12 protein-coding genes are annotated in these 13044 nt (G+C 59.0%); 6 read left to right on the top strand and 6 right to left on the bottom strand.

Features of this window, described 5'->3' with window-relative positions:
• Nucleotides 1-22 precede the first annotated feature (22 nt).
• From IB248_RS13075 to IB248_RS13085, 3 genes are all read right to left on the bottom strand, one after another.
• On the bottom strand, nucleotides 23-1948 hold the full coding sequence (locus tag IB248_RS13075; RefSeq protein ID WP_192241020.1) for a nucleoside-diphosphate sugar epimerase/dehydratase: 1926 nt from the start codon (nucleotides 1946-1948) through the stop codon (nucleotides 23-25).
• 6 nt (nucleotides 1949-1954) lie between these two features.
• Nucleotides 1955-3244 carry an O-antigen ligase family protein gene (locus tag IB248_RS13080; RefSeq protein WP_246779241.1) on the bottom strand — a complete coding sequence of 430 codons (1290 nt, stop codon included), beginning with the start codon at nucleotides 3242-3244 and terminating at the stop codon, nucleotides 1955-1957.
• A gap of 74 nt (nucleotides 3245-3318) precedes the next feature.
• Nucleotides 3319-4098: a glycosyltransferase family 25 protein gene (locus IB248_RS13085; RefSeq protein ID WP_192241021.1), complete on the bottom strand. Its 780-nt coding sequence runs from the start codon at nucleotides 4096-4098 to the stop codon at nucleotides 3319-3321.
• Between the two features lie 519 nt (nucleotides 4099-4617).
• Here IB248_RS13085 and IB248_RS13090 point away from each other — a divergent pair.
• From IB248_RS13090 to IB248_RS13100, 3 genes are all read left to right on the top strand, one after another.
• A complete protein-coding gene (locus tag IB248_RS13090; protein WP_025660595.1) occupies nucleotides 4618-5391 on the top strand; it encodes a DeoR/GlpR family DNA-binding transcription regulator in 774 nt (257 codons plus the stop codon).
• Between the two features lie 52 nt (nucleotides 5392-5443).
• Nucleotides 5444-5902 carry a YbaK/EbsC family protein gene (locus IB248_RS13095; RefSeq protein WP_192241022.1) on the top strand — a complete coding sequence of 153 codons (459 nt, stop codon included), beginning with the start codon at nucleotides 5444-5446 and terminating at the stop codon, nucleotides 5900-5902.
• An 85-nt stretch (nucleotides 5903-5987) separates the two neighbouring features.
• A complete protein-coding gene (locus IB248_RS13100) occupies nucleotides 5988-6983 on the top strand; it encodes a Tim44 domain-containing protein (protein ID WP_192241023.1) in 996 nt (331 codons plus the stop codon).
• A 12-nt stretch (nucleotides 6984-6995) separates the two neighbouring features.
• On the opposite strand, the gene IB248_RS13105 is transcribed toward IB248_RS13100, so the two are convergent.
• Nucleotides 6996-7661, bottom strand: coding sequence for a J domain-containing protein (locus IB248_RS13105; RefSeq protein ID WP_169680594.1), 666 nt, complete (start codon nucleotides 7659-7661; stop codon nucleotides 6996-6998).
• A gap of 383 nt (nucleotides 7662-8044) precedes the next feature.
• Here IB248_RS13105 and panC point away from each other — a divergent pair, with 383 nt between their 5' ends.
• Both panC and panB read left to right on the top strand, forming a co-directional pair.
• Nucleotides 8045-8920: a pantoate--beta-alanine ligase gene (gene panC / locus IB248_RS13110; protein ID WP_192241024.1), complete on the top strand. Its 876-nt coding sequence runs from the start codon at nucleotides 8045-8047 to the stop codon at nucleotides 8918-8920.
• Entirely contained in the window at nucleotides 8920-9741 is an 822-nt protein-coding gene (panB, locus tag IB248_RS13115) for a 3-methyl-2-oxobutanoate hydroxymethyltransferase (RefSeq protein WP_169680590.1), read from the top strand. The genes panC and panB overlap by 1 nt, the downstream gene beginning before the upstream one ends.
• 85 nt (nucleotides 9742-9826) lie before the next feature.
• On the opposite strand, the gene IB248_RS13120 is transcribed toward panB, so the two are convergent.
• Both IB248_RS13120 and IB248_RS13125 read right to left on the bottom strand, forming a co-directional pair.
• Nucleotides 9827-11038, bottom strand: a complete 1212-nt coding sequence (locus tag IB248_RS13120) for a TIGR03862 family flavoprotein (RefSeq protein ID WP_192241025.1) — start codon at nucleotides 11036-11038, stop codon at nucleotides 9827-9829.
• A 203-nt stretch (nucleotides 11039-11241) separates the two neighbouring features.
• Complete coding sequence (locus tag IB248_RS13125) at nucleotides 11242-11445, bottom strand: DUF2735 domain-containing protein (RefSeq protein WP_192241026.1); 204 nt, start codon at nucleotides 11443-11445, stop codon at nucleotides 11242-11244.
• Nucleotides 11446-11938: 493 nt separating this feature from the next.
• Between IB248_RS13125 and IB248_RS13130 the strand changes: the two genes are divergently transcribed.
• The gene (locus tag IB248_RS13130) at nucleotides 11939-12979 is read left to right on the top strand and encodes a glutamine synthetase beta-grasp domain-containing protein (RefSeq protein WP_018858119.1); all 1041 of its coding nucleotides are present in this window, start codon (nucleotides 11939-11941) and stop codon (nucleotides 12977-12979) included.
• The last annotated feature ends 65 nt before the right edge of the window (nucleotides 12980-13044 follow it).

Below are 13044 nucleotides of genomic sequence, written 5' to 3' on the forward strand. Positions count from 1 at the left end.
AGAACGGCAAGCGATACCCCGATCAACTGGAGGCACCCTGCCGAACAGACACCAGATCGACCACTCCGTCGAACGGGTGAAAGTCCTGCACAAGCTCGCTCAGAATGCTTCGCAGTGCCTCGACATCTCCTTCGTCTGCGGCGGAACTCAATTGCTGGAGTTTCGGCATCAGCATCTCCAATGCAATGAACCGCTCCCGTGCGCGCATGATCTTGGCATGTTCCGTCAGCTCGGGATTGTCACCAATCAACAGCTCTTCGTAAAGCTTCTCTCCAGGCCGCAGGCCGGTCGTAACGATGCTGATGTCGCCGGACGGATTTCGTTCGTCTTGGACGACCAGGCCGGAAAGTTCGACCATGCGCCGAGCGAGATCGATGATCTTGACCGGCTCGCCCATGTCGAGGACGAAGACATCGCCTCCCTTGGCCATGGAGCCGGCCTGGATCACGAGTTCGGTCGCCTCGGGCACCGTCATGAAGAAGCGCGTGATCTCGGGATGCGTCAAGGTGATCGGCCCGCCTTGGCGAATTTGCTGGCGAAACAGCGGAACGACAGAACCGGAGGATCCAAGGACATTGCCGAATCGCACCATGGTGAGAACGGTCGAGGCGCCTTCGGCCGCCAACCCTTGAAGCGCCATTTCCGCGAGCCGCTTGGTGGCGCCCATGATATTGGTCGGCCTGACAGCCTTGTCCGTGCTGATCAGTATGAACCTTTCGGCGCCGGCGTCGATCGCTGCCCGTGCAACCGTCACCGTGCCAAAAACGTTCGTTTTGACGCCTTCGACCGGATTTTTCTCGACCAGCGGCACATGCTTGTAGGCGGCAGCGTGATAGACCATGTTCGGCCGCCAGGTCTCCATGATCTTCTGGATACGATGTTCGTCGCAAACGCTAGCAAGCAGGGGAACGATCTGAAGCCCGCTTTCCGGGTTGCTGCCGAGAAGTTCGTTCTCCAGGGCGTAGAGCCCGTATTCATTCTGGTCGAGAATCAATAAGAGAGCGGGCTTCAATCGAGCCAGTCCGCGGCAAAGCTCGCTGCCGATCGAGCCGGCCGCGCCCGTGACGAGCACCACCCGGCCACGGATGTTCCGTTCCAGCAGCGCCTGGTCGGGCGCTACCGGCGTGCGGCCCAAAAGGTCCTCGATATCCAGTTCCTGCAGGTCGGTGAATTCTGCCTGGCCGCCGGCCAGGGCGTTCAGATCGGGGATCGTGCGAACGGCAACGCGCGCGCCCCTGAGCTTCTCCAGGATTTCGTTGCGACGCGACCGGTCGATCTTGGGCAGTGCCAGAAGAATCGTGCGCACGTTCAGCCGTGCGCTCAACTCGACGATCTTTTCCGGATCGTAGACCGCCACGCCGCCAATGAGGCTGCCATGGAGGTTCCTGTCGTCGTCGAGATAGCCGACAACCTTCAAGTCGGCACTGCTGCTCAAGGCGCCGGCAACCTGCCGACCACGGAAGCCGGCACCGTAGACGAGCATGTTTGTCTGCGTGCTATGACGGAGGATCCGCTTGTAGGCTTCATGCAGGAAGTACCGCGCCGTAAAGCGAGAAAGGCCGATCGCGAGGAGCAGCAACAAGGGTTGCATGATCCCCACGGTGCGAGGCACTCCGGGAAAGCTGATCGCCGTAAAGACGGCCATGAAGGCAAGGCCATAAATGGTCACGGCCTTCAGAACGGTAACGAAGGCCGACCAGCCAAGGAAGCGGAAGATTGCCCGGTATAGACCCATCGTGATGAAGATCGGCAGGGCAATTATGAGTGAAACGGGAATGGTCAGGAGCTGAATTCCCGTCAGCGCCACCCATTCATTCAGGCGAAAGCAAAAGGCGAGCCAGATGGTCAGAATGCAGAGGCAGGAATCGACCAGCAGCGCCAATACCCGCTTGGCGGGCCTCGGCAGGTCGAGAATGCTCTGAACGTACCTGTCGGAAAGCGCCCGCATCTGATCCTACCCTTGCATGCGCGCGGGGATTGCGTCGGACGGGCCGCTGATATCAGGAACAACGTCACTTCGCTGACCCAAGCGCGAACGCAGCCTCATCGAACAGGCAAAACATGTGGCAGCAAACAGCAACGCATAGGACTCGCCGATCGCGAGGCGATTGTTGGAATTGCTCAGGATCGTGAAGCCAAAGTAAACCGCGAGCGTCAGGTAGCAAGCAAAAGCGCTCTTGCTGATCACGCCTGCCGATGAAGCACGATAGACACGATAGATGCCTGAGACAACGATCAGCGCCAATATCGCGAGGCCGGCGATCCCATATCGAACCAGAATCTCCAGATAGCCGTTATGCAACAGCGTGTATGGCACGCTGGCATAAGATGTGGTCCGCCAGATCGTAAGCCACCCATTGCCGCTGCCGAAAATCGGTGAGACGGATATGACACTCAGCGCGTTGGTCCAAAGCTGCAACCGTTCATCCAACGACATCGGGGTCTGTGATGATTCGATTGCCTCCTTCATAACGCGCTCGACGGGAGCGCCGCTATCCAATCGTTCCGCGATCACCACAACGGAGTTGAGCGTCGCGCCCCCGTAATGCGCGACGTTGTCACGGACCTCGTAGACGCCCCACGACAGAAGCAGGAGTCCAGCGATCGCGGCGACCAGGACGGTCTTTGTCCTGAGGTAAACGAGGGTCGTGATGGTCATCAGACCAACGGCAGGCACCAGCGCCAGCCACACTCCTTTGGACTTGGCGCCATAAATATTGAAAATCGCCAAGCCGATAACCGCCAGGGCGATCGCCAGCACAATTGCCTTTGTCCGCGCAGAGCTGCCGGTCTCCCACTGATGCAGCGCCCAGTAGAAGGCTCCGATGAAGATGAAGCCGCACCCGACGGCGCCGTGAATGGAATTATGATGGAAAGCGGGAGATATGTACTCGCCCGCCACGATTGCTGAAAACGGCGTCGACGCAGCCAGAAGGACGAGCGCACTGCAGAAGAAGGCCAACAAAATTGGCTTGATGAGATGCCAACTCGTCTGCAGTGCCACGCCCATCGCGGGAAAAAAGATTGCGAAAGCGTAGAGCCATTCGGACGCGCCTTTCTCACCGGCTGAAATCAAGCCGAAGAGGAATCTCAACAAAGCAAAGACGCCCCAGGCAATGCAGACAATCGCCAGCCAGTCACTCAATGCCGGGCGGAAAGGGGCCTTGCGAAGCGCAAAGGTCAAGCCCATGAGCAGGATGGCAGCATATCGATAGACATCGGTTTCTATCAACGTGACTGACATCATGGCCAGCCATAACATGCATGTGGTGATGTTGAGGGCGGACGATTTCACCTCGCTGCGAAAAGCGGGCGCCATCATGACAGTGCATACCGGATTCGGCGTGCATACTCGATTACGCGAAGAAAATGCGTCGCGAGCTTACGGGCGCCTCGCAATTTTACGGCACGGTATTGAGCCCGGTCTGCTATCTGGCTCATAGCAGAGCGCGCGGACAACTCGACGATATTTTGCCGAACTGTGTAAATGCTGACGCCAGTCTTCCACCCGCGCTCGAGCGTCATGTCGTAGGGGAACTCGATGTTGTCGGCGCATTCAAGCAGCTTTCCGGCTCCTTTGCGTGTGACCAGGTAGCAAGCAGCCGATCCCTGCGGACCGTGCAGACAGCGCCCAACTTCATCTCCATACTCTGAAACGGCCACTGTCCGGCACCACTTTGATCTGTGATTAAGCAACTTTACCACCTCTGCGGAAGGCACTGCTCGCAAGATTGCAGCTGCCCTGAGGGTGAAATCGTGACGCAATTCGACGTCATCTTCCATGATGATGGCGTTTTCGTAGTCGCTGGACAGAAAGACTTCCAACGCCCTGATGTGGGCACGATAGCAGCCATACTCGCCAGGCAGCATCTGCCGCCCGTTGCTGCGCAGGAACGCCTTCTCGTTGAACCCGGATCTTTGTGTCGCCGGGATCGCATTTCCATCAACGCCGGGAACTCGGTCGATCTGCATGCCAGCCAAGGTTGCCTGCGACGAAACTTCCGCCCATCGCTTTGAAGAACTGTCCAGATTGATCACGTAGGCACCGATCAAGGGTTGCAAACGCTTCATTCCTGTGGCGGTGTTCAATTTCAGCATCTGATCCGCGTCATATGTGGCACTTCCCTGGCTCTGCGTCGCTCCTGCCTCGAAGAGGTCGCGGAGGCCACAGGCAATTGGCCGCCTTTGAGCGGCTTTAATGGATAGTATTTCCGTCCATCCTTATCTACAACACCTTTGACGTGTGCATCCACAATTGAGACAGTGATCATGTCGCGAGAGCGAGGCCAACGCGACAAATCAAGTCCCTGCTGTAGCGATCACGCAAAATCCAGCGCAGAGGCCTCCTATCTTCAACATGGCCGGTCTTTGCAAGCCAAATGTTCAACCAGTGCATCAGTTTTCGACGATTGCTGTCCCGCTCCCGAGCTTTGCCTTAACCCCAATGCGTTGGTTGGCTGGCTGTCGAAGAGGCGGCAGCCGCGAAAAGTCGCGATCGAAATCGAAACTCCCTGCACCGACATCCTGTTGCTGCCAGATCGCCCCTTGCGTGCGCTTGTGCCTCTGCTAAGCCTTCTCAGGCTGCAAAACGAAACGCAAGTGAAAGAGACAGGGCTCATGTTCCTGAGCGATCGCCAAACGGAAATAGTCGGAATGGCCAAATCGAACGGCCGCGTTTTTGTCGAGGATCTGGCTGCGCATTTCTCCGTCACGCCGCAGACGATCCGCAAGGATCTGAACGACCTCTGCGATGCACAGATCCTGACCCGCGTCCATGGTGGAGCGACCTTCCCGAGTGGAACCGAGAACGTGAAATACGAGGCGAGACGCCAGATCGCGGCCACGGAGAAACAGGCAATCGGCGTTGCAGCAGCCGGTCTCATTCCCAATAACGCCTCGCTTTTCATCAATATCGGCACGACAACCGAGGCGGTCGGGGATGCGTTGACGAACCATCACGAACTGATGGTCATCACCAACAACATCAACGTTGCCAACAGACTGCGACTGTTCCCGACGATCGAGGTCGTCATCGCTGGCGGCGTGGTGCGTGGCTCCGATGGCGGTATTGTGGGGGAGGCGGCCGTCGATTTCATCAGGCAGTTCAAGGTAGACTATGCGGTTATCGGCGCGTCTGCGATCGACGAGGATGGCGCACTGCTTGACTATGACTTTCGCGAAGTGAAAGTCGCGCAGGCAATCATCGCAAATGCGCGGCATGTCATCCTCGTGGCTGATTCAACAAAATTCGAGCGGACTGCGCCCGTCCGCATTGCGCAACTTCCCCAGGTGCATACGTTCATCACCGATCGGTGCATTGCGCCGTCGATCCGCCGCCTCTGTCAGGAAAACAGCGTGAAGTTGATCGAGACCGGATCAGCGGATGCATAGACACTGGCAATTTGGGGTTCATTTCATCCAGGTCCTACGCTAGCGTTTGCCCATGAGTCTAGAAACGGTTCGCGCGTTCTTCCGCGCACATGCTCCTGACGTCGAGATCATCGAAACCGCCGAAAGTTCCTCGACGGTGGCGCTGGCTGCGGAGGCGCATGGGGTCGATCCCGCCCAGATAGCCAAGACGATCTGCCTGCGTGTCGGTGAGAAAACGATGCTTGTCGTTGCCGGCGGGCTTGCGCGGCTCGACAACAGAAAGTTCAAGGATACCTTCGGGGGCAAGGGCCGGATGCTTGGGCCCGACGAGGTCGTGGAGGTTACCGGCCATCCCGTGGGGGGTGTCTGCCCCTTCGGTTTACAAACGATTGTGCCGATTTATTGCGACGTCTCGCTGAGGCAATTTGACGAGGTGGTACCGGCAGCCGGCTCCACCAATTCAGCTGTACGCATATCGACCGAACGCTTGGCCGAACTCACCAAGGCAACCTGGGTCGATGTCTGCCAATGAAGATCGTCCCCTAGACTTCAAACCCGCGAGGCAATCCCTATATAAGCTCCCGACATGCATCATTTGTCATGACAGGAGAAATTGGATGCCGAGTGCCGTTTCGCGTTTTGCCAAGATTGCGGCGATTGCCGCTCTGACAGGCGCTACCGTGTTTGCCTCGATCGGCGAGGCTGATGCGCGCCGGGCTGGCGGCTTCGGATTCGGCAGCCGTGGTACACGGACCTTCCAGGCGCCGCCCGTTACCCGCACAGCGCCTTCGCCTGCCGCACCGATTGAGCGTTCGATGACGCCTCGCCCGCAGACCAACGCGCCGTATGCCGGCCAGCAACCGCTCGGCGCGCAGAGGCCCGGCTTCTTCAACGGCTTCGGACGGTCGATGATCGGCGGCCTCATCGCTGGCGGTCTTCTTGGCATGTTGCTCGGCCACGGTTTTGGTGGCGGCTTCGGCTTCCTCGGCATGTTGCTGCAAATCGCTCTGATTGCCATTGCGATTTCCTTTGCCATGCGCTTCTTCGCCAATCGCCGCCAACCGGCCTACGGCGGTCCCGGTCGCGCAACGGCTAGCAATATGACTCCAGCCGGCAACGGGTCGTTTCAGATCCCGTCGATTGGATCGGGGCTAGGCTATCAACAACCACAGGCAAGCGCGAAACCAAATGACGAGCTCGGGTTGAGTCCACGCGATCTTGATCGCTTCGAGCAACTGCTGACGGAGGTGCAGACCGCTTATGGTGCCGAAGACTACGGCACATTGCGTCGTCTGACGACACCGGAGGCCATGTCCTACCTGGCCGAGGAGCTGGGGGAGAATGCGACGAACGGCGTGCGCAACGAAGTCTCCAACGTCAAGCTGCTGCAGGGCGATATCGCCGAAGCCTGGCGGGAGGATGGCGCGGACTACGCGACGCTCGCGATGCGCTATTCGTCTATTGATGCGCTTGTCGAGCGGGCAAATGGCAAGCTCGTCAGTGGGGACAACAGTCGGCCTACGGAAACAACGGAAGTCTGGACCTTCGTCCGCAAGGGGGCGGACGAGTGGAAGCTTGCCGCGATCCAGGGCACGGAGAAGCGCGCCGCGTAACCTCGCGGCGCATCAACCTTCCTGGGCAGTCGGGACGACCCAAAGCGGGCGATCGTCGCGCTTGCCTCGCAGGGCCGGCGCCGACTGGTCCTCCACGGCAAGGCCCTCTTCGCCTTCCTGAACGTCTACTTCATAGGTATAGTCGTAGAGCATTTCACAGGCGCGCTCATTGGCCTTGATCTTCGCCTCGGTCTCGCCGATTGCAGTCGAAATCGCCTTGATCCGTGCGCGCAACATGGAACCGAGGATGTCGGTCGCCGGTCGCTTCTCCAGCCGTTCCAGGTGATGCTCGATGCGTGAGGCGTGGCGCTCGAGTTCTCTTTTGCTGAAACGCGCCTTGCGCATTTCCTCAGAAAGGTCGGACCGCATGCGGGCGAGGGGATCGAACGTGCCTGGCTCGCGCTCGTCCAAGGTCAGTTGATTGACGAGCTTTTCGATGACGATAAGTGCCTGCAGATCGATGGGATCGGCCAGTTCGACATCGTAGCCGGTGTCGTCGAAGACCTTTCTGCGAACTGGATCCAATAGAAGCTCGTAGGCCTTCTGGACGCGGCTGAAAGCCTCCGGGTCGCCACCAGAGTCCGGATGCGTCGCCTTTGCACGACGCCGATAAGCAGCCTTCACCTGTTCGTCGGTCGCGTCTCGCCGGACCCCAAGAATCTCATAAGGATTGGTCACCATCCCTCCGTCGCTGTTCGGACATTGCCGTGACACCCATGAAGGGCATTCGTCCATCGCGGCCTTCTTCTACCATCACTGGGGCGGAGTTTGGACAAAAAGAATAAACAAAATCCCCTGATTCAATGCAGGCATGACACGGTTGTCGGACGCGCGATTGCGGTTGATGGAGATCCACCGCCCCATTCACCCGTTCAACACCCTGGCCCTTTGAGCATGCCAGGCGCGTCATCGCGCTCCCGCTGAAAATAACCCATGCCCAGTCTGCTGCTTAATCGATATAATCCCGCGGCCCGCGTTGACGCATTTCGTCAAATCGAGTTCTATCCGCCACCATTTGTCCGGCCCCTCCTGGAGGTCCCGGAGAATTCGGAGGAGGTTTCATGCGCACTATCCGCAAGATCGCAGAATTGCGCGATCAGCTTGGTGCCTATCGGCGCGACGGCAAGACGGTCGGCTTTGTGCCGACGATGGGTTTCCTGCACGTCGGACACATGGAGTTGGTCAGGCGCGCGCGCGCCGAAAACGAGGCGAGCATTGTATCCATCTTCGTCAATCCGCTGCAGTTCGGGGCCAATGAGGATCTCGCCAAATATCCGCGTGACCTGACGCGCGACAGCGCGATGCTCGAGGCCGCCGGCGTCGATATCCTGTTTGCACCTGATGTCAGCGAAATGTATCCGGAGCCGATGCTGACGGTCGTCGATGTGCCGGCACTCGGAAACCAACTGGAAGGGGAGGTCCGCCCCGGACATTTCGCGGGTGTCGCGACCGTTGTGACGAAGCTCTTCAACCTCGTGCAGCCGGATCGTGCCTATTTCGGCGAGAAGGATTACCAGCAGGTGGCGCTCATCAAGCGGATGGTCAAGGATCTCGCCCAGCCGGTTCGTGTCGTTGCCGTGCCGACCGTACGGGAGACCGACGGCCTGGCTTGCTCGTCGCGCAACGTCTATCTCAGCGAGCGTGAGCGGGCGGCGGCCATTGTCGTGCCGAATGCGCTGGCGCAAGCCGAGCGGCTCTATGCGAAGGGCTGCGATAGTCCCGAGGAGCTGGAGGCTGCGTTGAGGCAATTCATTGCGATGGAGCCGCTCGCCACGCCTGAAGTGGTCGCGGTGCGGCACCCGGAAACCCTGGAACGATTGTCCTCGCTGCAATCCGCGCCTGCCCTTGTCGCGCTTTTCGTGCGAGTCGGCACGACGCGGCTTCTCGACAACAAGATCATCGGGCTCAAATCGGTCAAGAATTCGAGGGCAGCGTAGTGAGCACCCATAGCAAGCAGAAGCGGCTGACGACAGCCTCGATTCGGGCGATGAAGGGCAAGGACCGTGTCGTCTGCCTGACGGCCTATACGACGCCGATCGCCCGCCTGCTCGATCCACACTGCGACCTTCTCCTGGTGGGCGATTCGCTTGGGATGGTCCTTTACGGCATGGAAACAACAGTTGGCGTGACGCTCGACATGATGGCTGCCCATGGCCGCGCGGTTATGCGCGGCGTATCGCGTGCCTGCGTCATCGTCGATCTGCCCTTCGGTAGTTACCAGGAATCAAAGGAACAGGCCTTTCGAAGCGCCGTCCGGCTGATGCAAGAGACCGGATGCGACGGCATCAAGCTGGAAGGCGGCGAAGAAATGGCGCAGACGATTGCGTTCCTGACAGCAAGAGGCGTACCGGTCTTCGGTCACGTGGGGCTGATGCCTCAGCTCGTCAACACGGCCGGTGGCTTCCGGTCGCTCGGCCATTCCGATGAGGAGGCCGCAAAGATCAGGCGCGATGCACTGGCAGTCGCAGAAGCCGGTGCCTTCGCGGTCGTGGTCGAGGGAACCGTCGAGCCCGTTGCTCGTGACATCACGGCTTCCATTCCCGTGCCGACGATCGGCATCGGCGCATCCCCTGCCTGTGACGGGCAGGTACTCGTGTCAGACGATATGTTGGGGCTTTTCAACGATTTCAAACCGCGCTTCGTGAAACGCTACGCTGATTTGAGCCCTCTGGTGACTCAAGCCGTCGAAGCTTACGCCGAGGAGGTCCGCACCGGGCAGTTCCCCACCAAGGAACATACGTTCCAACGCAAGTCATAGTGTCTAGCCACCACCTGTGATCCCGTACGTCACGGGTGACTGGCAAGGCCTCCGCCATAGGGGCTGGAACACGGATTGGGGGCGTTTAGCGTTCGCGGAGCCAGGTGTCGATCCCTCGCGCGGCGGCCCGGCCGGTGGCGAAGCATGCCGTTAGAAGATAGCCGCCTGTCGGGGCTTCCCAATCGATCATCTCACCGGCGACGAAAAGGCCTGGGAGTGCCTTCAGCATATAGTTCCGGTCAATCTCCCCCCACTCGACGCCACCTGCCGAGGAAATCGCCTCGGCGATCGGGCGCGTTCTTTGAACGGGGATCGGCAGGGCCTTGATCAGACGCGCCAGTCGATCGGGATCATTGAGGTCTGTGGCACTTGCGAGCTCTCGCAGAAGCGCCACCTTCACGCCATCAAGGCCAACTGCCTTGCGGAGCCGGTTTGACAGGCTTGCTTTCGGATCTTGCTTTCCAAGCGCGTTGGCGATGCGATCCTGTGTGCGTGCCGGCAGCAAATCGACGTCAAGCGTTGTGGTTTCGCCAGCCGCCAAGCTCTCTCTCAGCACGGCCGCGTGGGCGTAGACGAGGCTGCCCTCGATGCCATGCCGGGTTATCACGAATTCTCCCGGAATGGTGCCGACCCTCGAGGTTGCCGTGACCGATTTGACCGGCTCACCGGAAAAACGCTGCCGCAGGTGCTCGCTCCAATCGACATCGAAGCCGCAGTTGGCAGGCTGAAACTCATCGATGGCGATGGTCTTCTCTCTCAGCCAGGGCAGCCAGCATCCATCGGAACCAAGCCGTGGCCAGCTCTTTCCGCCAAGTGCGAGCAGGGCTGCATCTGGTTTGACCACATATGCAGCCCCGCTTGCCTCGATCACATAGCCTCCATCCGAAAAACCTGTCCAGCGGTGCCGGGTGAGGATCTGAACACCTTGCGCCTCGAGCCTTCGCAGCCAGGCGCGCAGGAGCGGCGAGGCTTTCATGGCCGTTGGAAATACCCGACCCGAAGATCCGACGAATGTTTCGGTGCCGAGCCCTGCGGCCCAGGCTCTCACATCCGACGGCTTGAAGCCGTCCAGTGCTTGGCGTAGGCGGGCATTCGACGTGCCGAAGCGTGACGCAAAGCGATCGTAGTCCTCGGAGTGGGTGATATTTAGCCCGGACTTGCCGGCAAGGAGAAACTTCCGCGCAACGGTCGGCATCGCTTCATAGACTGTGACGGTGTGCCCGGCCGACGACAGGCTTTCAGCGGCCATCAGGCCTGCCGGCCCGCCGCCGAGGATCGCGATTTGCTTCTTGACCATGAAATGTTGCCCAGGCTCGATCTGCAAACTCTCTCATCGCCCGCGCGAGCGCCGTGTGCAAGAGCGCTGCGATGGGTATGGGACGCTCCAGCACATCCTGTGCATTTAGATGGGGCTATGTTCTGCAGAATGCGCGCCTGCGGACAGTTAGGCACGCCGCCTTAAGCGCCGTTGTAACATGGCTGGTATCGTTTGGGCGAATATCAATCCACGATGCGGGGCGTGAATTTCGGCTTTGCAGGCGTCTCGGCTTTCTTCATTGCCTCTTCGTGATACCAGCAACTTTCGTAAACGGATGGAGCCATCCCCTGTTCAATATCAACCGCTTGACGTGTTTCGCCTGCGCCAAAGCGCTTCTGTGGAAATGCGTAGATCGTTGCAGTCTCGTGATGCACACCAACGGCCATTTTGTGCCTCCTTGTTCACCTGCCTCCGAAGACGTCGACGCGACGATAGCACATGTGCACAGGATTTGCGCGATATGATGGAAAAAAGTGCAATATTTGTTGGAATAATGAGCATCCAAATTTGCTGCGCTTTGTATCAGAATCTCTTAAAGTGCAAAATATAGGCAAACGCATAAAAAGTAATCATTGTATGCTGGGTGCGAAAAAAATGTTGCACTTGAAGGCGCCCCGCCATCGGAGCTTCTCGACCGATGCGCCAACCATTTCCCTGGCGACTAAATGATTGAGTCCGCTATCAGTTCCACGCCCACGATCACGGCCAACTAGCCTGTAGCCCGCCGATCGACCGGCGAGCTTTGAACAGTTCGCGATGCCGTTCAAACCAAACTGGCACGCGACGTGCATATCATTTGGCAGCCCTTCGCGGCCTGGTCGCTTCAACGGTCGGTTCGCGTGAGGTTTTGCTCACGATTTATGTTTGAGAGACTCGCAAATGACCAAGTATAAGCTCGAGTACATCTGGCTCGATGGGTACACCCCGGTACCAAATCTCCGCGGCAAGACGCAGATCAAGGAATTCGACGCTTTCCCGACGCTCGAGCAACTCCCGCTCTGGGGCTTCGATGGTTCGTCCACGATGCAGGCCGAAGGCCGCAGCTCTGACTGCGTGCTGAAGCCGGTCGCGATCTATCCGGACCCGGCGCGCACCAACGGCGTTCTCGTCATGTGCGAAGTCATGATGCCCGATGGCGTCACCCCGCATCCGTCCAACAGCCGCGCCACCATCCTCGACGACGAAGACGCATGGTTCGGTTTCGAACAGGAATATTTCTTCTACGAGAACGGTCGTCCGCTCGGCTTCCCGGAAACCGGCTATCCGGCTCCGCAGGGTCCGTACTACACCGGCGTTGGCTACTCGAACGTGGGTTCGATCGCTCGCGAAATCGTCGAGGAGCACCTTGATCTGTGCCTCGCAGCTGGCATCAACCACGAAGGCATCAACGCCGAAGTGGCGAAGGGTCAGTGGGAGTTCCAGGTATTCGGCAAGGGCTCAAAGAAGGCTGCCGACCAGATCTGGATGGCACGCTATCTGCTGCAGCGCCTGACGGAAAAGTACGGCATCGACATCGAGTATCACTGCAAGCCGCTCGGCGACACAGACTGGAACGGCTCGGGCATGCACTGCAACTTCTCGACCAAGTTCATGCGCGAAGTCGGCGGCAAGGCTTATTTCGAAGCGCTGATGGCGCAATTCGAAGCGAACCTGATGGACCACATCAACGTCTATGGCCCTGATAACGACAAGCGCCTGACCGGCAAGCATGAGACGGCTCCGTGGAACAAGTTCTCCTACGGTGTTGCTGACCGTGGTGCCTCGATCCGCGTCCCGCATTCCTTCGTCAAGAATGGCTATCGCGGTTATCTGGAAGATCGTCGTCCGAACTCTCAGGGTTGCCCCTACCAGATCGCTTCGCAGGTTCTGAAGACGATCTCGGAAGTTCCGACTGCCGGTTTTGCTTCGGCAGCGGCCTAAGCCAGCAATCTTGCGTTAGATTTGGTGGCGCCGGTCGACTGATCGGCGCCATTTCCTTGACTGGC

Source organism: Rhizobium sp. RHZ01, from assembly GCF_014851595.1.
Classification (GTDB): Bacteria; Pseudomonadota; Alphaproteobacteria; order Rhizobiales; family Rhizobiaceae; genus Rhizobium; species Rhizobium altiplani.